This window comes from Pseudomonas sp. Irchel s3b5, from assembly GCF_900187435.1.
Classification (GTDB): Bacteria; Pseudomonadota; Gammaproteobacteria; order Pseudomonadales; family Pseudomonadaceae; genus Aquipseudomonas.
This window is the reverse complement of the sequence record NZ_FYDY01000018.1, coordinates 18099-38728: the sequence shown is the minus strand read 5'-3', so window position 1 is coordinate 38728 and position 20630 is coordinate 18099. Positions and strand designations below refer to the sequence as shown.

The 20630-nt window shown below is 60.5% G+C and carries 17 protein-coding genes; 12 read left to right on the top strand and 5 right to left on the bottom strand.

The annotated features are described in order from the left end of the window. Positions 1-91: 91 nt before the first annotated feature. From rsmA to CKW15_RS18410, 4 genes are read right to left on the bottom strand one after another with little or no spacing between them, the layout of a single operon-like run. Complete coding sequence (rsmA, locus tag CKW15_RS18425; RefSeq protein ID WP_095060327.1) at positions 92-901, bottom strand: 16S rRNA (adenine(1518)-N(6)/adenine(1519)-N(6))-dimethyltransferase RsmA; 810 nt, start codon at positions 899-901, stop codon at positions 92-94. Further along, entirely contained in the window at positions 898-1887 is a 990-nt protein-coding gene (pdxA, locus tag CKW15_RS18420) for a 4-hydroxythreonine-4-phosphate dehydrogenase PdxA (RefSeq protein WP_095060325.1), read from the bottom strand. Before pdxA ends, rsmA begins: the two co-directional genes overlap by 4 nt. Beyond that, on the bottom strand, positions 1884-3206 hold the full coding sequence (surA, locus tag CKW15_RS18415; protein ID WP_177450589.1) for a peptidylprolyl isomerase SurA: 1323 nt from the start codon (positions 3204-3206) through the stop codon (positions 1884-1886). The genes pdxA and surA overlap by 4 nt, the downstream gene beginning before the upstream one ends. Next, entirely contained in the window at positions 3181-5979 is a 2799-nt protein-coding gene (locus CKW15_RS18410) for an LPS-assembly protein LptD (protein ID WP_095060323.1), read from the bottom strand. The genes surA and CKW15_RS18410 overlap by 26 nt, the downstream gene beginning before the upstream one ends. A gap of 130 nt (positions 5980-6109) precedes the next feature. Here CKW15_RS18410 and CKW15_RS18405 point away from each other — a divergent pair, with 130 nt between their 5' ends. Genes CKW15_RS18405 through CKW15_RS18395 form a run of 3 tightly spaced genes read left to right on the top strand, consistent with a single transcriptional unit; the run spans position 6110 to position 8566 of the window. Then, positions 6110-7129 carry an aminoglycoside phosphotransferase family protein gene (locus CKW15_RS18405; RefSeq protein ID WP_095060321.1) on the top strand — a complete coding sequence of 340 codons (1020 nt, stop codon included), beginning with the start codon at positions 6110-6112 and terminating at the stop codon, positions 7127-7129. Beyond that, complete coding sequence (gene murU, locus CKW15_RS18400; protein WP_095060319.1) at positions 7126-7797, top strand: N-acetylmuramate alpha-1-phosphate uridylyltransferase MurU; 672 nt, start codon at positions 7126-7128, stop codon at positions 7795-7797. The genes CKW15_RS18405 and murU overlap by 4 nt, the downstream gene beginning before the upstream one ends. Position 7798: 1 nt before the next feature. Next, positions 7799-8566, top strand: coding sequence for a TerB family tellurite resistance protein (locus tag CKW15_RS18395; protein WP_095060317.1), 768 nt, complete (start codon positions 7799-7801; stop codon positions 8564-8566). Positions 8567-8696: 130 nt separating this feature from the next. Here CKW15_RS18395 and CKW15_RS18390 read toward each other — a convergent pair whose 3' ends face one another. Next, positions 8697-9686, bottom strand: a complete 990-nt coding sequence (locus CKW15_RS18390; RefSeq protein ID WP_095061535.1) for an alpha/beta hydrolase family protein — start codon at positions 9684-9686, stop codon at positions 8697-8699. A 73-nt stretch (positions 9687-9759) separates the two neighbouring features. On the opposite strand from CKW15_RS18390, the gene CKW15_RS18385 reads away from it, so the two are divergent. The 9 genes from CKW15_RS18385 (at position 9760) to CKW15_RS18345 (ending at position 20608) form a co-directional block, all read left to right on the top strand. Next, positions 9760-12156 carry a PAS domain S-box protein gene (locus CKW15_RS18385; protein ID WP_095061537.1) on the top strand — a complete coding sequence of 799 codons (2397 nt, stop codon included), beginning with the start codon at positions 9760-9762 and terminating at the stop codon, positions 12154-12156. 46 nt (positions 12157-12202) lie between these two features. Then, complete coding sequence (locus CKW15_RS18380) at positions 12203-12856, top strand: response regulator transcription factor (RefSeq protein WP_177408861.1); 654 nt, start codon at positions 12203-12205, stop codon at positions 12854-12856. 317 nt (positions 12857-13173) lie between these two features. Next, positions 13174-14298, top strand: coding sequence for an ABC transporter ATP-binding protein (locus CKW15_RS18375; protein ID WP_095061539.1), 1125 nt, complete (start codon positions 13174-13176; stop codon positions 14296-14298). Between the two features lie 48 nt (positions 14299-14346). Beyond that, the gene (locus CKW15_RS18370) at positions 14347-15390 is read left to right on the top strand and encodes an ABC transporter substrate-binding protein (RefSeq protein WP_095061541.1); all 1044 of its coding nucleotides are present in this window, start codon (positions 14347-14349) and stop codon (positions 15388-15390) included. Between the two features lie 188 nt (positions 15391-15578). Next, complete coding sequence (locus CKW15_RS18365; RefSeq protein ID WP_095061543.1) at positions 15579-16826, top strand: ABC transporter permease; 1248 nt, start codon at positions 15579-15581, stop codon at positions 16824-16826. 12 nt (positions 16827-16838) lie between these two features. Next, positions 16839-17663 (top strand): ABC transporter permease, encoded by an 825-nt coding sequence (locus CKW15_RS18360; protein WP_095061544.1) that lies wholly within the window; start codon positions 16839-16841, stop codon positions 17661-17663. A 191-nt stretch (positions 17664-17854) separates the two neighbouring features. Next, complete coding sequence (locus CKW15_RS18355; RefSeq protein ID WP_095061546.1) at positions 17855-19003, top strand: iron-containing alcohol dehydrogenase; 1149 nt, start codon at positions 17855-17857, stop codon at positions 19001-19003. A 115-nt stretch (positions 19004-19118) separates the two neighbouring features. Beyond that, a complete protein-coding gene (gene rpe / locus CKW15_RS18350) occupies positions 19119-19793 on the top strand; it encodes a ribulose-phosphate 3-epimerase (protein ID WP_095061548.1) in 675 nt (224 codons plus the stop codon). Beyond that, entirely contained in the window at positions 19790-20608 is an 819-nt protein-coding gene (locus CKW15_RS18345; protein ID WP_095061551.1) for a phosphoglycolate phosphatase, read from the top strand. The genes rpe and CKW15_RS18345 overlap by 4 nt, the downstream gene beginning before the upstream one ends. Positions 20609-20630: the final 22 nt, after the last annotated feature.

Genomic DNA, 20630 nt, shown 5'->3' with positions numbered 1-20630 from the left:
GGACGCGGGGCATAACTGATTGAGTTCAGTCTAGGCCAAGTATCGGGTAGTAAACCAGAGTGGCGTCCTACCCGATAGCGCTCATCGCCTGTCAGTCGGTGGAGGGCTTTTGTTCGCTGAGCTTGTCAGCCAGGCGCACGAACGCGGCCAGGTCGAGTTGCTCGGGGCGCAAGCTACCGTCGACACCGGCCGCTTCGATTTCGTCGTTGCTCAGCAGCAGCTTGAGCGTGTTGCGCAGGGTTTTACGACGCTGGTTGAAGGCTTCGCGAACGACGCGCTCCAGCAGCCGGTGGTCCTTTGCCGGGTGCGGCAACACGGCGTGAGGCACCAGACGCACGATGGCCGAATCGACTTTCGGTGGCGGATTGAACGCACCCGGACCAACGTTGAACAGGTGTTCGACCCGGCAGTGATACTGAACCATGATCGACAAACGACCCCAATCGCCACCGCCAGGCCCCGCGGCCAGGCGCTCGACCACTTCCTTTTGCAGCATGAAGTGCATGTCGCGAATCAGGTGCGAGTTGTGCAGCAGGTGGAAAATCAGCGGCGTGGAGATGTTGTACGGCAGGTTGCCGACCACACGCAGGCTGCCAGGCGCAGCATTCAGGCTGTTGAAGTCAAACTTCAGCGCGTCGCCCTGATGCAGGTTGAAGTTACTCTTGCTGGCGAACTGCTGGTTGAGGATCGGGATCAGGTCCTTGTCCAGTTCAACCACGTCGAGTTGTGCGCCGCTGCTGAGCAAACCTTGGGTGAGCGCACCCTGGCCCGGGCCGATTTCCAGCAGTCGGTCCTCGGTCTTGGCGTGGATGGAGCGCAGGATGCGGTCGATAACGCCGGCATCGTGCAGGAAGTTCTGGCCAAAACGCTTGCGCGCCTTGTGTTGGTAATGCTCGGTCATAAACGGGTCTCGGCCATCTGGTAGGCGGTTTCCAGGGCGACTTGCAGGCTGCCGGTATCGATCTTGCCGCTGCCGGCCAGATCCAGGGCGGTGCCGTGGTCGACCGATGTGCGGATGATCGGCAAGCCGAGGGTCACGTTGACTGCCGCGCCGAAGCCTTTGTATTTCAGCACAGGCAAGCCCTGGTCGTGGTACATCGCCAGCACTGCGTCGCAGTGCTCCAGATACTTGGGGGTAAACAGAGTGTCGGCGGGCAGGGGACCGCGCAGGTCCATGCCTTCGCCGCGCAGGCGCTCTAATGTGGGTTCAATGATATCGATTTCTTCATGGCCCAGGTGTCCGCCTTCACCGGCATGGGGGTTGAGCCCACACACCAGGATGCGTGGCTGGGCGATGCCGAATTTGTTTTGCAGATCGGCGTGCAGGATTCGCGTCACACGCTCCAGCCGCTCCGGGGTGATTGCATCGGCAATCTCGCGAAGGGGCAGGTGAGTCGTCACCAATGCCACTCGCAATCCGCGAGTAGCCAGCATCATCACCACTTGTTCGGTGTGGGTCAGGTCTGCGAGGAATTCCGTGTGCCCGGAAAAGGCGATGCCGGATTCGTTGATCACGCCTTTGTGCACCGGGGCAGTAATCATCCCGGCGAAATGCCCGTCCAGGCAGCCTTGGCCGGCGCGGGTCAGGGTTTCCAGAACGAATGCGGCGTTGGCCTTGTCCAGCTGCCCCGCGACAACCCTGGCGTTGAGGGGCGTATCCCAGACATACAGGCTATTGGCGGGTGCGGGGGCGTCCGGCCAATGGTCGGGCGTGACTGGCAGCACTTCGACAGCCACGCCCAGTTGCGCGGCCCGCTCAAGGAGCAGGTCGCGGCTGGTAATGGCAATCAGGGGGTGTGGCTGGGCTTGCGAGGCGAGCAGCAGGCACAGGTCGGGACCTATGCCGGCTGGTTCGCCGGGTGTCAGCGCGAAACGTTGGGGTTTCACTGCGCTGCCTGGTCGGCGCCAGGGAGTTTGATTTCTACGTACGCTTCGTCACGGATCTGACGCAGCCAGGTTTGCAGTTCTTCGTCGTATTTGCGGTTACGCAGTACGGTCATTGCTTGCTGCTCACGAGCCTGGGTGGTGCTGTCGGTGGCGCGGCGACCAAGAACTTCGAGTACGTGCCAGCCATATTGCGTCTGGAATGGCTTGGACAGCTGACCTTGGGGGGTCTTGGCCATCACTTCTCGGAACTCCGGAACCAGAGCGTTCGGGTCGATCCAGTTCAGGTCGCCGCCGTTGAGGGCAGAACCCGGATCTTCCGAGTAGCTTTTGGCCAGATCGCCAAAGTTTTCGCCGGCTTCGATACGCGTGTAAATCGACTCAGCCAGCGCCTTGGTCTTTGCTTCGTCGCGGATCGGACTCGGTTTGACCAGAATATGACGCACATGCACTTCATCGCGCATCTGGGTCTCGCCGCCACGCTTGCCGAGGAGCTTGAGGATGATGAAGCCACCTGGCGTCCGCGCCGGTTGAGTGATGTCACCCACCGTCATTCTGCTCAGTTCGCGGTCGAACGGAGGCGGCAGTTGAGCGGCTTTGCGCCAGCCCATATCGCCACCTTCCAGTGCGTTTTCGCTGGCGGATCTGGCAACGGCCATTTGACCGAAGTCAGCGCCTTGCTTGAGTTGCTGGTAGACGTCCATTGCCTGGCGCGCGGCATTCTGAATGGCTTCAGAGTTGGCGCTTTCAGGGGTTGGAATCAGGATGTTGGCCAAGTGCAGTTCTTCGGACAGCTGCATCTTGCCAAGGTCGGATGCCAGGAAGTTCTTCACTTCCTGCTCGGACACCTGAATGCGTTCGGCAACCCGGCGCTGGCGCACGCGGCTGATGACCATTTCGCGACGAATCTGCTCACGGGCGTCGTCATAAGACAGACCGTCGTGGGACAGGGCGGCGCGGAATTGCTCGAGCGACATGTTATTGCGCTGGGCGATGCTGCCGACCGCCTGATTCAGTTCTTCATCGGTGATGCGGATGCCGGAGCGTTCGCCGATCTGCAGCTGCAGGTTTTCGACGATCAAGCGCTCAAGTACCTGCTGTTCCAACACACCGGCTGGTGGTGCGGCAGCGCCACGCTTGGCAATGGTTTGCTGAACTTCATGGACGCGGTGGTCCAGTTGGCTCTGCATGACCACGTCGTTGTCGACAATGGCCACCACTTTGTCGATGGACTGCACGGCGGCGCTCGCCGCCGTGCTCAGGAACAGCGCGCCCAGCATCAGCGGGCGCAGACAATCAGAAAGCTTGGTCTTCACGTTCACGATAACCTTGAATGCCTTTGTCAAGGAAGGTCTCTACCTTGGCGCCAGTGAGGCCGCCGAGTCCCTTCAGAACAATTTGGAGGAAGATGCCATGGTCGCCTTTTTCGTTTTCCGGTGCTTCCTGACTGAATTCGTCATAAGAAACCCAGTAACGGTTGATCAGGCGCAATTTCCAGCAGCAGCTGTCGTACTCGAAGCCACCGAAGGCTTCCAGGGTACGGTTACGGTTGTAGTCATACTGCCAACGGCTGATGGCGTTCCATTGCGGCACGATCGGCCAGATCACCGAGAAGTCGTGCTGTTGAATCTTGTAGTAGTCCTTCACGTAACCAGGCTGGCCAGGGGTGCCATAGTCACCACCACCCACAGTCCATTTACCGGTGTTCTGGTCGTAACGGACCTGGTCATTACGATAGCGATAGCCGGCGTTGATGACCTTGTTCGGGTTGTCTTCAGGCTGGTAGTGGAACATTGCGCTGCCCGAACGCGGGCTGCGGGTGTCCGGGTCCCAGTTGTAGTCGGCGGTAGTGCGCCAGTCGCGGTTGTAGCGGTATTCGTATTCCAGTGCGTAGGGTGACACGTCGGAATGCGCGTCTTCGCGGGTCTTGGCATCGATACCCGGCAGCTGGACTTCACGATCCTTGAAGTACAAGGCCTGGCCGACGCTGACGCGTTGACGCTCAAAGCCGTTGTCTTCGATCCAGCGGCTGGTCACACCCAGCGACAGCTTGTTCTCGTCACCAACACGGTCGGTGCCGGAGAAGCGGTTGTCGCGGAACAACGACGAATAGCTGAAGGTGTTTTCACTGGTATCGAATACCGGAATGTCTTCCTGATCCACTTCTGGAACGTAGAGGTAGAACAGACGCGGTTCGAGGGTCTGGCGATAGTCCTTGCCGAACCATTGGGTATTGCGATCGAAGTACAGGCCGCTGTCGACGCTGGCAATCGGCACACCACGGTTCTGGTTGCTGTCGAAGGTGCCGTTGAGCTTGTCCTGTTCTGCGTTTTGCGCAGCGACCTGGGCTTTGCCGATGCTGTCCAGATCCAGTTGGTACTGGGTGTACTGGTACTTCAGCGTCGGTTTGATGAACCCGTACGTCCAGTCCAGCGGCAGGCTAACGGCTGGGGCAAGGTTCAGACGGTCGCCAGTGGCACGTGCCAGGCCTTGAATATTGTTATCAAGCCGTGGCTCCACATTGCCGTCTTCATCGGAATAGGTACCGTTCTGCAGATCCCGGTCAAACCGAACGAGTTCGGTGTTGTAGGAGAAGTTCAGACCGTTCGGATGATAGGGCAGGGCACCGTCAAAGGTGATCTGCGGCAAGCGGTCATACGGCGTGATGTTCGATACGGTCGCCAGCTGATAAGCCTGGGCATTCACGCGAGCGGTGTAGCTGTCGCCACGATAGGTGACGGCGCCTTGCTGGTTCACGAAATCGGCACTTTTCACGCCAATCTGGTCAGACTGCAGATCCTGGAAGTAATACGGATCGCTGATCTTGGTGTAGTCGACTTGCGTGAATACACGCGAGTCCAGGCCACCCTTGTGCTGCCAGTTGTACATGTAACGAGTCTTGTCGTAGTCGCTTTGCTCCTCGCGATCGTTGCTCTCGTCATTGAGGTAGGCGGCACCGAACTGACCTTCGCTGGATTGGGTCAGGTAGCGAGCTTCGCCTTCCATCAACAAACCATGCTTGGACATGTAGCGCGGGTACAACGTGGCGTCGTAGTTCGGCGCCAGGTTGAAGTAGTACGGGGTGACCAGCAGGAAGCCGGTATCGCTGCCGGTGCCGATGGTCGGCGGCAGGAAGCCGGACTGGCGACGGTCGTCGATCGGGAAATAGATGTAAGGCGTGTACAGGACCGGAATGTCCTTGACCCGCAGTGTCACGTTGGTCGCGGTACCAAAACCGGTGGCCGGGTTCAAGGTGACATTATTGCCCTTGAGCTGCCAGGCGTTGCTGTTCGGTTCGCACGTGGTGTACGTACCGTCCTTGAGGCGGATGATCGCGTTTTCGGAACGTTTGGCGTACAGCGCATTACCGCGGATGCGCGATTTGTGCATCACGTATTCGGCGTTGTCGACCTTGGCTTCACCGGTGTCGAGCTGCACGTCGGCGTGATCGCCCACGATCAGCGCGCCGTTGTCGCGAATGCGCACGTTGCCGTTCAGCTCGCCACGGCTCTCGGCCTGGTACAGGTTCGCTTCGTCGGCTTCGACCTGCATGCTGCCCTGACGCATGACCACGTCACCGGCCAGGGTCGCGATCTGCTCGTCCTGCTTATAGCGGGAGGCTTTGGCGCCGATAAAGGTAGGCGCGTCACTTTTATTCGTCTTGTCATTCATGCCAGGACGAATCGGTTCGATATAGGAACCAGCGCAATAAGGACCGGTTTCGGCCAACTGTGCTGCGGTGAGCTGCTCGCGGGGAACCCAGTCGAGGTGACTGTAGTCTTCACTGCGCGACTTCAGGCCACGGCCCTTGGACTCGGTAACCAGTGCAGCCTTGGCGCCGGCATTTTCGCTGGAGCCGCTCTCGGCCGGGGCTTCACCGGTCGCGGAGACTGCGCTGTCGTCATGCACGGGACGCGGAGGCAATGCAGCTGCCGGTGATTTTGGCGCACAGTTCCAGGCACCCGAAGCAGAGACTGAGCAGTCATACTGTTCCGCAGCGACCACGAAGGAAGTGGCGAGGGGTTGCAGGACCAGCAGACTGCCGGTGACCAACAACGGAAATTTTTTACGAAACGCGGGGGATTTCAATGCCATCTTATTAGTCCGGGCTTCCTGCGTGCCATCTGCCCGCGGTGTGGGCCGCACGCCTCTCGATGGTCTGAAAAAGATGCTGGATAATAAAGCATGACCCGCTTGACGGCTAGCGCCGTCGGAGACCCTTGCAATGCCTGACCAAGATGTACGTTTGCAACACCTGAAAGTTTGGCTCGAAGAGCAATTGGCAACTCTGTTTGCTGAACAGGGCTGGGGGGGCGTACCCCCGGCCACGTTGACCGCGGCCAGCAGTGACGCGAGTTTTCGGCGGTATTTCCGCTGGGAAGGCGGTGACAGAAGTTTCATCGTCATGGACGCGCCACCGCCCCAGGAAAACTGCAAACCCTTCGTGGATATCGCTTTTTTACTGGCGAAATCCAGAATAAATGTGCCGAAAATTTATGCCGAAGACCTCGATCGCGGCTTTCTTTTGCTCAACGACCTGGGCAACAAGACGTATCTGGACGTGATCGACAGCGAAAACGCCGACGATTTGTTCAGCGATGCCCTGCAAGCACTGTTGGCTTTTCAGCAGTTGCCAATGGTTGCGCCACTGCCGAGCTATGACGTGGCCCTGTTGCGCCGCGAACTGGAGCTGTTCCCTGAGTGGTACGTAAAGCGCGAACTGGGCGTCGAATTCGATTCGGCGCAGCAAACGCTTTGGCAGCAGGTCAGCGATCTGCTGATCGACAGTGCCCTGGCCCAACCGAAAGTCCTGGTGCATCGCGACTATATGCCGCGCAACCTGATGCTCAGCGAACCTAATCCCGGGGTGCTGGATTTTCAGGATGCGGTCTATGGCCCGGTGACTTATGACGTGACCTGCCTGTTCAAGGATGCCTTCCTCAGTTGGCCCGAAGAACGTGTGCGGGGCTGGTTGGAAAACTACTGGCAGCAGGCGGGCGCGTTGGGCATTCCTGTTCAACCTGATCTGGAGGACTTCCTGCGTGCGAGTGACTTGATGGGGGTCCAACGTCACCTGAAAGTCATCGGTATTTTTGCCCGTATCTGTCATCGCGACGGCAAACCGCGCTATTTGGGTGATGTGCCGCGCTTCTTCGCTTACATAGAAGCGGTAGTTGCCCGCCGTCCTGAACTGTCAGGCCTGGCCGAGTTGTTGGGCGGCCTGCGAGCTGGAGCCAGCGCATGAAGGCAATGATTCTGGCCGCGGGCAAAGGCGAGCGCATGCGCCCGCTGACCCTGACGACGCCTAAACCTCTGGTGCGCGCAGGCGGCGTGCCACTGATCGAGTATCACCTGCGTGCGCTGGCCGCCGCGGGTTTCACCGACATCGTCATCAACCATGCGTGGCTCGGCCAGCAGATTGAAGATTATCTGGGGGATGGCTCGCGGTATGGCGTCAGCATTCAATATTCTGCAGAAGGGGAGCCGCTGGAAACCGGCGGTGGAATCTTCCGCGCCTTGCCGTTGCTGGGTGACGAAGCGTTTCTGGTGGTCAACGGGGACATCTGGACCGATTACGACTTCAGCGTGCTGCACCCATCCATCACCGGGCTGGCGCATCTGGTGCTGGCCGACAATCCGGCTCATCACCCGACAGGGGATTTCAGCCTGATCGGCGACCAGGTACGCGACGGTCAGCCGGACACCGCGACGCTGACGTACAGCGGGATCGCCGTATTGCATCCGCAGTTGTTCGACGGTTGCTCGGCAGGCGCTTTCAAACTCGCACCGCTGTTGCGAAAAGCCATGGCGGACGGGCAAGTGAGCGGCGAGCATCTCAAAGGACACTGGGTCGATGTTGGCACTCACGAGCGTCTGGCTGAAGCTGAAACATTGATAGAAGCGAGCCGCTGACATGCTGTGGCCAGGGACTCTGATTGGAGCCGGAGCGGGCTTTGCCATAGCCAGCATTCCGGGGGCCATGCTCGGCGCATTGTTGGGTCAGGCGCTGGATCGGCGCTTGCACCTGCAGAGTTGGGGGCATTTGCGGGAAAAACTGGGCGGCCGTTCGATGCTGCGCAACGATGAACTGCTGTTCGTGCTGCTTGGGCGTCTGGCCAAATGCGACGGCCAGGTATTGGCAGGACACATCGAGCAGGCCCGAGCGGAGATGCGCTCGCTGGAGATGTCCGAACCCGCCCGACGCCGGGCGATTGCTGCATTCAATCGTGGCAAGTCGGGCAGTGACCGGTTGTGCGGTTACCTGCGCCGCTTGAGCGCACAACCCCATGCCGCCGAAGGTGTGCTGCGGGCTTGTTGGCGGATGGTGTGGGCCGACGGTCGTGCCGGTCGCCATGAGCGCGAACTGATCAACCAATGGGGCAAGTGGCTGGGTTGGACGTCGCATCAGGTACAGGCGTTGGCCCACGACTATGAGCCGCAAAAGCGGCCGTTGGCCAACCAGGCGCCGACCTATCAAGATGCGTTGCGGCTATTGGGCGTGTCGGCAACCAGCGAGCCGGCGCAGATCAAGCGTGCGTACCGGCGCCTGCTCAGTCGCCATCACCCGGACAAGATCGCCGGCAGCGGGGCGACGGCATCGCAGGTTCGTGAAGCGACCGAGCGTACGCGTGAGCTGCACAGCGCCTACACGTTGATTCGTGAGCGGCGGGGTTTTCGATGATCGGTGTTATGCAGTCATGCTGTCATCGCGAGCAGGCTCGCTCCCACAGGATTTGAGTCGTACGCGATTTTAGAATCGACATAAACCCTGTGGGAGCGTGGCTTGCCTGCGATGAAGGTGGCGCAATCTGTCAGTCTGTCGCCGGCTGAGGATTCAACCAGCCCCGTACCCGACGGAACAGTTGTTCCTGCTCAGCCTTTTTGTCAGGCAATGCCTTGAGCGAAACCTGGCTGAATGCCGACGTCTTCACCCGTTTGCTGGCTTGCAGGCGGGCCAGCGCTGCATTGCGATCCAGCGGCTTGTCCATGTAGAAAATATCGGCGGTCGGCAGTTTCAGGTTCGGCGCCAGTGCATCCAGTTCGGGTTTCGCCTGAACAGGTGTTTGCGCGGCGATCATGACAAAGCGCTCGACTTGCGAGGGCTGCTTCTCGCTTATATAGCGCGCCGCCCAGTACGCGCCGGTGCCATGACCCAACAGCACGATGCGGCGAGCGCTTTGCTGTTCCGCGAAGGCCAGCGCCGCGTCGATACGGGCAAAGATGCGCTCGGCATCGGCGTTGCTCTGCTCCTCGCTGGTTTCGGCGATGACCTTGTCGGGTACCTCTGCTTCACCACCGGCAGCCTGTTCGATGGGGGTCGCGGTGGTCGAGTCTTTGCTGCCGACCTCGGGTGCCTTGGGCGCGGGGGGCGCTTCTGCGATTCGTGGCGTAATGGCATCGCTTTGCAGGTCCGGCAAGGTGATACTCAGGCTGCTCCACTCGGCGTCCGGCAACTTGCGTCGCAGCGGTCCGATAGCTTGCGGCCAGTCAGCGGTTTCGCCAGCGCCGGGGATGATAACGACCGCGCCTTTGGGTTCGGCGGTATTGGCAGGTTTCCACAGAGCCAGAAACGTGTCGGTACCGGCCTGCAGTTGTTGCTGTTCCTGAGTCGGAATTTTTCGTACAAGTGCTGTCGCCTCTTCCTGACTACGCTCAGGCAACGGCTGACGTTCGAGCGGTTTTTCTTCGGCAGGTTTTTCCGTTGCGGCAGGCGCCAGATCGGCGGCCTGAACGGAAAAAGCACAAGGCAGGATCAGCGACAGGCACAATGCTGGCAGTGCCAGGCGATAGACAGGGAGCATCGGATTTTCCAGGCCAGAAGTTATTCCGGCAGCCTAATGGGTTGGTCAGTATTTGTCAGTGTGTGAGAGTTCGATGATGCGTTTTCGCTGCCTGTGGGTTATCGGCTGTTTGTGGTTTCCCTTGATGGGTTGGGCGGCCGCCGCGCCCCCGGCGCATGTTGCGCAGCTGTCGCCGCAACAACAGCAATGGCTGGCGCAGCAGAGTGAGTTGCGGGTCGGGTTGGTGTTACAGGTGCCCTATGCGCAATACGATCGCCGCTTGCAGCGCCTGTCAGGGGCCAATGTCGAGTTGATGAAATGGCTGGCCAAGACCCTGAATGTCGAGCTGAGCTGGCGCAATTTTCCTGACCTTGAACAACTGGAAGCCGCCGCGCGTGAAGGCGAGATCGATATCGCTCCCGGGCTGACACAGACTCCTGGCGGCCTGCGTCTCTGGCAGTTTTCCGATCCGTACATGCGCGTGCCGCAACTGGTGGTCAGCGACCAGAAAAGCACCGGTGCGGTGGAGCTGGAAAAACTCGACAGCCAGACCCGTGTCGCCGTGCGCATGCCCAGCGCCACCGCCGACTATCTGCGTAGTAACTATCCTCACTTGAACCTGCAAGGCGTGCCGGTCGAACGTCAGGCACTGCAACTGCTGGCAAGCCAGCAGGCCGGTTATGCGGTGGTGGATGAGGCGCAACTGGGGCGGTTGTCCGTAGAACCGGAGTTCGCCGGGCTGGTGGTGGTCGGTGATATCGGCCTGCCGCAATTGTTGCGCGTGGCCACTCGGCGCGACAAACCGGAGCTCGCCGGCATCGTCGAAAGCGCGTTGCGGGCCATCCCGGCCAAGGATCTTGAGCAACTGCACAATCAATGGCTGCAACCCAAGTATCCACGGCTGACCGAGTCCCCCGGGTTTTGGCAAAACCTGTGCCTGCTGCTGGTCGTGCTGGCGCTGAGTTGCATGGCCATCGTGGCCTGGCAACGCCGCCAGCAGCACAGCCTGGAGCTGCGCCTGTCGGCCGCTCAGGAAGATATTGCCTTGCGTGCCGCCAGCGAAGAGGCGTTGCGGCTCACGCAGTTTTCGATTGATCAAAGCACCGTCGGCATCCTGTGGGTCAATTGGGACAGCCACGTGCGCTATGCCAATCGTGCGGCGGAAAGCATGCTCGGTTATGCACCGGGCGCGATCATCGATCGGCCGTTGATCGACTTCGAACCGGGCCTGCACATGGACCGCTGGTTGAACCTGTGGAAGCGCGCCCGCGCCAGTGACGAAGGGCCGCAAAGTTTCGAAACCACCTGCGTGCGTGCCGATGGCAGCCTCCTGCCAGCCGATGTCTCGTTGAGTTTCCTGCGCTTTCGCGAGGGTGAGTATCTGGTGGTCTACCTCAACGACGTCACCGAACGTCGCCGCGCACTGGCCGCGTTGCAGGAGAGTGAAGCGCGGCTGCAAGGTATCGCGGCGAACGTGCCTGGACTGGTCTTTCGCCTGGAGCGGGCGCCGGTGACCGGTCAGATCGATTTTGCCTACATCAGTGAAGGCAGTGAGAGCCTGGTGGGTTACTCGCCGGCGACCCTCGCTCATCGTGACAAAGGCTTGCGCAGCCTGGTGCATCCGGACGACAAGGCCAGCTATCGCCAGACTCAGGACCATGCGCTGGACACCGACAGCGACTGGTCCTGGCAAGGTCGCATCCTCACGCGTCAGGGCGAGCAGCGCTGGGCGGAAATCAAGGCGATCACCCGTCAGCTTGAAGACGGTGCTTATGTCTGGGACGGAATTGTCTGGGACATCAGCGAGAGCAAGCGTATCGAGCTGGAACTGGCCAGTTCCCGGGAGCAACTGCGCGAGTTGTCCGCGCATCTGGAGAGCGTGCGGGAAGAGGAAAAGGCGCGCATCGCCCGGGAAGTTCACGACGAGCTGGGTCAGATGTTGACGGTGCTCAAACTGGAAACGTCGATGTGCGAATTGGCCTACGCCCAGCTCGACCCCGGTCTGAATGAGCGGTTGACCAGCATGAAGCGCCTGATCGCGCAGTTGTTCCAGTTGGTGCGTGATGTGGCGACGGCGTTGCGTCCGCCGATTCTCGATGCGGGCATCGCTTCGGCCATTGAATGGCAGGCTCGACGATTCGAGGCGCGTACGCAGATTCCGTGTCTGGTGCAGGTGCCGGACAATCTGCCGGTACTCAGTGATGCCAAGGCCATTGGCTTGTTCCGGATCCTTCAGGAAGCGCTGACCAATGTCATGCGTCACGCCCAGGCGCATACTGTTGAGCTGACACTGGCGTTGGAAGGTGACGAGTTGTGTCTGACGGTCAGTGATGATGGCGTAGGATTTGTCGCCGCGCTTGGCAGGCCGACGTCGTTTGGGATTGTCGGAATGCGTGAGCGGGTCTTGATCCTGGGCGGCGAGTTGTCGCTGCAAAGTGAACCGGGTGAGGGCACGACATTAGAGGTGCGCGTGCCTTTGGACGAAGCCTGAAGAGTTTGTGGTGTCTGTGCTGACGCTTTTGCGAACAAGCTCGCGAATGATCTTGAATCTGGAGAAGAACGTGATCCGTGTACTGGTAGCCGAAGACCACACCATCGTCCGTGAAGGCATCAAGCAGTTGATCGGCCTGGCCAAGGATCTGCTGGTGGTGGGGGAGGCGAGCAACGGCGAACAGTTGCTCGAAACCTTGCGTCATGTGCCCTGCGAAGTGGTGCTGCTGGACATCTCCATGCCGGGCGTCAACGGTCTGGAGGCGATTCCGCGGATTCGTGCGCTGAACAATCCTCCGGCAATTCTGGTGCTATCGATGCACGACGAAGCGCAGATGGCTGCGCGAGCCCTGAAAGTCGGGGCGGCCGGTTATGCGACCAAGGACAGCGACCCGTCGTTGTTGCTAATGGCCATTCGCAAGGTGGCGGCAGGCGGGCGTTACATTGACCCGGACCTGGCGGACCGCATGGTCTTCGAAGTGGGGTTGACCGATTCGCGTCCATTGCACTCGCTGCTTTCGGAGCGCGAGTTCTCGGTGTTCGAGCGCCTGGCCCAGGGCGCCAACGTCAACGACATCGCCCAGCAACTGGCGCTCAGCAGCAAGACCATCAGCACCCACAAGGCGCGGTTAATGCAGAAGCTCAACATCACGTCGCTGGCGGAACTGGTGAAGTACGCCATGGAACACAAGCTCCTCTGAGCGCACCGAATCTCCTGTAGGCGCCGGCTTGCTGGCGATGGCGTCATTGAAATCGCTATCGCCAGCAAGCCGGCTCCTACAGGGTTCGTGCTGGCATATCCATTTGCGACACCTCAAAACATTGCTTTTGCCTGTGCTTGCGGCTTGTAGCTGCAAGCTTGCCGCTGCCTCTATCCAATCGCGCCATCCTTGTAGGGCAATCCCTACCCCCAACCTTCCATCCGGCTGAGGCCAATCTCTCTTGCGCCCCGATTTGCGTGGTCCCCAGCGTCCACTAGGCTTAGTCCACAGCAGTCATCAACAACAAAGGTGTGGGTATGAGCCAGGTCGATTCAAGCGCAGGGGCCAATGATGTTCTGGTCAGCTTTCGTGGAGTGCAGAAGAGCTACGACGGCGAGAACCTGATCGTCAAGGACCTCAACCTGGACATTCGCAAAGGCGAATTCCTCACCTTGCTCGGGCCGTCCGGCTCCGGCAAGACCACCAGCCTGATGATGCTCGCCGGTTTCGAGACACCGACCGCGGGCGAAATCCTGCTGGCCGGGCGCTCCATCAACAACGTGCCGCCACACAAGCGTGACATCGGCATGGTGTTCCAGAACTACGCGTTGTTCCCGCACATGACCGTGGCCGAGAACCTGGGCTTCCCGCTGACCGTGCGCGGCATGAACAAGAGTGACGTCAGCGACAAGGTCAAGCGTGTGCTGAGCATGGTGCAGCTCGATGCCTTCGCCCAGCGTTACCCGGCACAACTGTCCGGCGGTCAGCAGCAGCGAGTGGCATTGGCTCGCGCATTGGTGTTCGAACCGCAACTGGTGCTGATGGACGAACCCCTCGGCGCCCTCGACAAGCAACTGCGTGAACACATGCAGATGGAGATCAAACACCTGCACCAGCGACTGGGCGTGACCGTGGTCTACGTGACCCACGACCAGGGCGAAGCCTTGACCATGTCCGACCGCGTGGCGGTGTTCCATCAGGGCGAAATCCAGCAGATCGCGCCGCCGCGCACCCTCTACGAAGAGCCGAAAAACACGTTCGTCGCCAACTTCATCGGCGAGAACAACCGTCTCAATGGCCGCCTGCACAGCCAGACCGGCGACCGTTGCATTGTCGAACTCGGACGCGGCGAGAAGGTGGAGGCCCTGGCGGTCAACGTCGGCCAGACCGGCGAGCCGGTGACCCTGTCGATTCGTCCGGAGCGCGTGAGCCTCAACGGCTCCAGCGACCAATGCGTCAACCGCTTCTCCGGGCGTGTCGAGGAATTCATCTATCTGGGCGACCACGTCCGGGTTCGCCTGGAAGTCTGCGGCAAGACCGACTTCTTTGTGAAACAGCCGATTGCCGAGCTTGATCCCTCGCTCGCCGTCGGCGACGTGGTACCGCTTGGCTGGCAGGTTGAGCACGTTCGCGCGCTCGATCCACTTCTAGAGGCGCATTGATCGCCCCGGCAATACCAACACCAACCCTGCACGTGGAGAGAACAATAAATGTTGAGATCCCTGAAATTCACCGCATTGGCACTGGGCATGATCGGCGCGTCTGGCGCAATGGCCGCGGGCCCGGACCTGACCGTGGTGTCATTTGGCGGGGCGAACAAGGCCGCGCAGGTCAAAGCCTTCTACGCACCGTGGGAAGCGGCAGGCAACGGCAAGATCGTCGCCGGCGAGTACAACGGTGAAATGGCCAAGGTCAAAGCCATGGTCGACACCAAGAGCGTGTCCTGGGACCTGGTAGAGGTTGAGTCGCCAGAACTGTCCCGTGGTTGCGACGAAGACATGTTCGAGCAACTGGACCCGGCGCTGTTCGGCAAAACCGAAGACTACGTCAAAGGCGCCATCCAGCCATGCGGCGTGGGCTTCTTCGTGTGGTCGACCGTGTTGGCCTACAACGCCGACAAGCTGAAAACCGCACCGACCAGTTGGGTGGATTTCTGGGACACCAAGCAGTTCCCGGGCAAGCGTGGCCTGCGTAAAGGCGCCAAGTACACCCTGGAATTCGCACTGATGGCCGACGGCGTTGCGCCGAAAGACGTCTACAAAGTGCTGGCCGGCAAAGAGGGTCAGGACCGCGCGTTCAAGAAACTCGATGAGCTCAAGCCAAGCATTCAGTGGTGGGAAGCCGGCGCACAACCGCCGCAGTACCTCGCTTCCGGTGACGTGGTCATGAGCTCGGCCTACAACGGCCGCATCGCTGCCGTGCAAAAAGAAAGCAACCTGAAAGTGGTGTGGAACGGCGGCATCTACGACTTCGACGCATGGGCCATTCCAAAAGGTCTGGACGCCAAGCGCGCCGAAGCGGCGAAGAAATTCATCGCCTTCTCGGTACAGCCGCAGCAGCAGAAGACCTACTCGGAAAACATCGCTTACGGCCCGGCGAATATCCAGGCCGTACCGTTGCTGGCCAAGGATGTCCTGAAAGACATGCCGACCACCCCGGAAAACATCGCCAACCAGGTGCAGATCGACGTCAGCTTCTGGGCTGACAACGGCGAGCAACTGGAACAGCGCTTCAATTCCTGGGCGGCGAAGTAAGCAGCGATTGAACCTGTAGGAGCTGGCTTGCCAGCGATCCGGGCGACACGGTGTATCAGCCAGACCCCGTTATCGTTCATCGCTGGCAAGCCAGGCTCCTACAGGTGATGAGTGTTATCAAGAACAGAGGTGGCCTTGTCCTCAAGAAGCGCCACCTCTGTAACGATCAAAGATTTCCGGAGTACGCCATGGCTATCGCCGTTCCCGTGAACGCGGGCACTGACCCCACCTTGAAGCAACGGCTCAAGCACGCCGAGCGGGTCAACCGCTGGAAGGCCCAGGCGCTGATCGCGCCGCTGGTGCTGTTTCTGTTGCTGGTGTTCCTGGTGCCGATCGTGGCGCTGCTCTACAAAAGCGTTGGCAACCCCGAAGTGGTCGGCGGCATGCCGCGCACCGTGACCGCCATCGCCAGCTGGGATGGCCGAGGCCTGCCCGCTGAACCGGTTTATAAAGCAGCGGCCGAAGACCTCGCCGAGGCTCGCAAGAATCAGACCCTGGGCGATCTGTCCAAACGCCTGAACATGGAACTGGCCGGCTACCGCAGCCTGCTGACCAAAACCGCCCGCGCCTTGCCGTTCGCCACCGAACCAGCTTCTTATAAAGAAGCGCTGGAAGGTCTCGACGAGCGTTGGGGCGACCCGGCCTACTGGCAAGCAGTTCGCCGCAACACCAGCAGCATCACCCCGTATTACCTGCTCGCGGCTGTCGATCACCGCATCGACGACCTCGGCGAAATCGCCCCGGCCACCCCGGACCAGGCGATCTACCTCGACATTTTCGCCCGCACCTTCTGGATGGGTCTGGTCATTACCGTGATCTGCCTGGTGCTGGCGTATCCACTGGCGTACCTGTTGGCCAATCTGCCGTCGCGGCAGAGCAACCTGCTGATGATTCTGGTGCTGCTGCCATTCTGGACGTCGATCCTGGTGCGGGTCGCGGCGTGGATCGTGTTGCTGCAATCGGGTGGCCTGATCAACAGCGGCCTGATGGCCATGGGCATCATCGATAAACCGATCGAGCTGGTGTTCAACCGCGTCGGTGTCTACATCTCGATGGTGCACATCCTGCTGCCGTTCATGATCCTGCCGATCTACAGCGTGATGAAAGGCATCTCGCCGACCTACATGCGCGCCGCGATTTCTCTCGGCTGCCATCCGTTCGCCAGTTTCTGGCGGGTCTACTTCCCGCAGACCTATGCCGGTGTCGGCGCCGGTTGCCTGTTGGTGTTCATCCTCGCCATCGGCTACTACATCACCCCGGCTCTGCTGGGCAGCCCGAACGATCAAATGGTCAGCTACTTCGTCGCCTTCTACACCAACACCAGCATCAACTGGGGCATGGCGACCGCACTCGGTGGGCTGCTGCTGTTGGCGACGGTCGTGCTTTATCTGATTTACAGCTGGCTGGTGGGCGCGAGCCGCCTGCGCCTGAGCTAAGGGGAAAACGAAATGCTGAGTCCTTACATGTCGCCCATCGAACGGGTGTGGTTCTACAGCTTGCGGATTCTCTGCGGCTTGATTCTGTTGTTCCTGATCCTGCCGGTGCTGGTGATCATTCCGCTGTCGTTCAACTCCGGCAGTTTCCTGGTGTACCCGCTGCAAGGCTTCTCGCTGCAGTGGTACCAAGACTTCTTCGCCTCGGCAGAATGGATGCGCGCCCTGAAGAACAGCATCATTGTCGCCCCGGCGGCCACCGTGCTGGCCATGGTCTTCGGCACACTGGCGGCGATCGGCCTGACCCGGGGCGACTTCCCCGGCAAAGCGCTGGTGATGGCGTTGGTGATTTCGCCGATGGTGGTGCCGGTGGTGATCATCGGTGTGGCCAGTTACCTGTTCTTTGCTCCGCTGGGATTGGGTAACAGCTTCTTCTCGTTGATCGTGGTGCATGCGGTGCTGGGTGTGCCGTTTGTGATCATCACTGTGTCGGCGACGTTGCAGGGGTTTAACCACAATCTGGTGCGTGCCGCTGCGAGCCTCGGTGCTTCGCCGCTGGTCGCGTTCCGTCGCGTGACGTTGCCGTTGATCGCGCCGGGTGTGATTTCCGGTGCACTGTTCGCCTTCGCGACCTCGTTCGACGAAGTGGTGGTGACACTGTTCCTCGCTGGTCCCGAGCAGGCGACCTTGCCACGGCAGATGTTCAGCGGCATCCGCGAAAACCTCAGCCCGACCATCGCCGCCGCCGCGACGCTGCTGATCGCGTTCTCGGTGGTGCTGTTGCTGACCCTGGAATGGCTGCGAGGCCGTAGCGAAAAACTGCGTACCGCGCAGGTCTGATACCGCTTCTTGCAGGAGCCGGCTTGCTGGCGAATGGTGCAACGCGGTGTGCCTGATACACCGCTTTCGCCGGCAAGCCGGCTCCTACAGGGTCGTGTCAGGCGTGGGTCATTCATGACCTGAATGGCAGACAACCCGCAATCCCCAGCTACTATTGTGCCCAGCTCCCCTACCTATAAGAGGCTGCGCACATGGGTCTTTCCTCTTTCAAAATCGCTCACAAACTGATCACCGGCGCAGGGGCTATCGAGCAACTCGCTGCCGAACTCACGCGTCTGGATATCGACAACCCACTGATCGTCACCGACGCCGCGCTGGTCAAATCCGGCACGGTAGAGCTCGCTCTGGCGCAGCTCGGGGGGCGGACGTACGAAATTTTTGATCGCGTGTTGCCGGACCCGGAAATCGCCATCGTCGAAGACTGCATGCAGGTCTATCGCGATGGCGGGCATGACGGTTTGATCGGCCTCGGCGGCGGCAGTGCCATCGACATCGCCAAGAGTGTGGCTGCCTATGCGGGTTATCACGGCGCGCTGGAGGATCTGTTCGGCGTCGACCAGGTGCCGCGCAAAGGCCCACCGCTGATCGCCATTCCGACCACTGCCGGCACCGGCTCGGAAGTGACCAATGTGGCGATTCTTTCCGACAAGGTCGCGCAGCTGAAGAAGGGCATCGTCAGCGATTATTTGCTGCCCGATGTGGCGCTGGTCAGCCCGCAGATGACCCTGACGTGCCCACGCAGCGTCACCGCCGCCAGTGGTGTCGATGCCTTGGTGCATGCCATCGAATCCTATCTGTCGGTCAACGCCTCGCCGATTACCGACGCGCTGGCGATTGGCGCCATCAAACTGATCACCAAGGCATTGCCCAAGGCATACGCCAACCCGTCGAACCTGCAAGCCCGGGAAGACATGGCCACCGCCAGCCTGATGGCGGGCATGGCATTCGGTAATGCCGGGGTCGGCGCGGTGCATGCGCTGGCGTACCCGCTGGGCGGGCGGTTCAACATTGCGCACGGGGTGAGCAATGCCTTGCTCCTGCCCTATGTCATGACCTGGAACAAGATGGCCTGTGTCGAGCGCATGCAGGATATCGCTGAGGCCATGGGGGTGCAGACCGCTCACCTGAGTACCAATGAGGCGGCGGACAAAGCCGTGGTTGCCATGACTGAATTGTGCGCGGCAGTGGAGATTCCACAGGGGTTGCGCAGTTTCGGCGTTCCCGAAGACGCCATCCCGGCCATGGCCGTGGAAGCGGCGGGGATCGAGCGCCTGATGCGCAACAATCCGCGCAAGCTGAATGCCGTCGATATCGAAAAGATCTATCGCGCGGCGTACTAGGGCCTTCGCTGATCAGGGATGATGGCCAGGTCCAATCATCGCGCTCACGGTGCGCGCGCCAAAGTATGAGGTATACAATGCGCGCCATCGTGATTCTGCTCAGAAAAGGTGCGTCATGCAGCCCTTCGTAATTGCTCCGTCGATTCTCTCCGCCGACTTCGCCCGCCTGGGTGAAGAAGTGGATAACGTCCTGGCCGCCGGCGCCGACTTCGTGCACTTCGATGTCATGGATAACCACTACGTGCCCAACCTGACCATCGGCCCGATGGTCTGTGCGGCGCTTCGCAAGTACGGCGTGACTGCGCCGATCGACGCGCACCTGATGGTCAGCCCTGTGGACCGCATCGTTGGCGACTTCATCGAAGCCGGTGCGACCTACATCACCTTCCACCCGGAAGCCAGCCAGCACGTCGATCGCTCCCTGCAACTGATCCGCGAAGGCGGCTGCAAGTCGGGCCTGGTGTTCAACCCGGCGACCCCGCTGGACGTGCTCAAGTACGTGATGGACAAGGTCGACATGATCTTGCTGATGAGCGTCAACCCAGGCTTCGGCGGGCAGAAATTCATCCCCGGCACCCTCGACAAGCTGCGTGAAGCGCGGGCATTGATCGATGCTTCGGGCCGTGACATCCGCCTGGAAATCGACGGCGGCGTGAACGTGAACAACATTCGTGAAATCGCCGCGGCCGGTGCTGACACCTTCGTCGCCGGCTCGGCCATTTTCAATGCGCCGAACTATCAGGAAGTCATCGACAAGATGCGCTCCGAACTGGCACTGGCGCGCCCATGAGTGGTTTTGAGCAGCTTTTTCCGGGGCGTCTGCCACGGCTGGTGATGTTCGATCTGGACGGTACGCTGATCGATTCGGTCCCGGACCTGGCGGCGGCTGTGGATAACATGCTGCTCAAACTCGGTCGCGAGCCTGCGGGCCTTGGGGCCGTGCGCGAATGGGTCGGCAATGGCGCGCCGGTGCTGGTGCGTCGTGCACTGGCCGGCGGCATCGATCATTCGGCGGTTGATGACAGCGAAGCCGAGCGGGCGCTGGAGTATTTCATGCAGGCCTATGGCGAAAGCCATGAGCTGACCGTGGTCTATCCCGGCGTTCGTGACACCCTCCGCTGGCTGAAAAAGCAGGGTGTCGAGATGGCGCTGATCACCAACAAGCCGGAGCGATTCGTCGCGCCGCTGCTGGATCAGATGAAGATCGGCCGGTATTTCCGCTGGATCATCGGTGGTGACACCCTGCCACAGCAAAAACCCGACCCGGCTGCGCTGTTTTTCGTGATGAAAATGGCCAACATTCCGGCGTCGCAGTCCTTGTTCGTCGGCGATTCGCGCAGCGATGTGCTGGCGGCGAAAGCCGCGGGGGTCCAGTGCGTCGCCCTGAGCTACGGCTATAACCACGGACGACCGATTGCCGAAGAGTCACCGGCCCTGGTGATCGATGATCTGCGCATGCTAATTCCCGGTTGCCTGGATCCGGCCGCTGAGATAACGTTGGCCGACGCTGTTAAACCCCCTTCTGGAAACGCCATCGTGGTGGTCACTCGCAAACTCTGGATGAAAGTCATGAAGGCCCTGGCCCGCTGGCGTTGGCGCGCCTGACTTGATCCTGGCCGGTAATCCG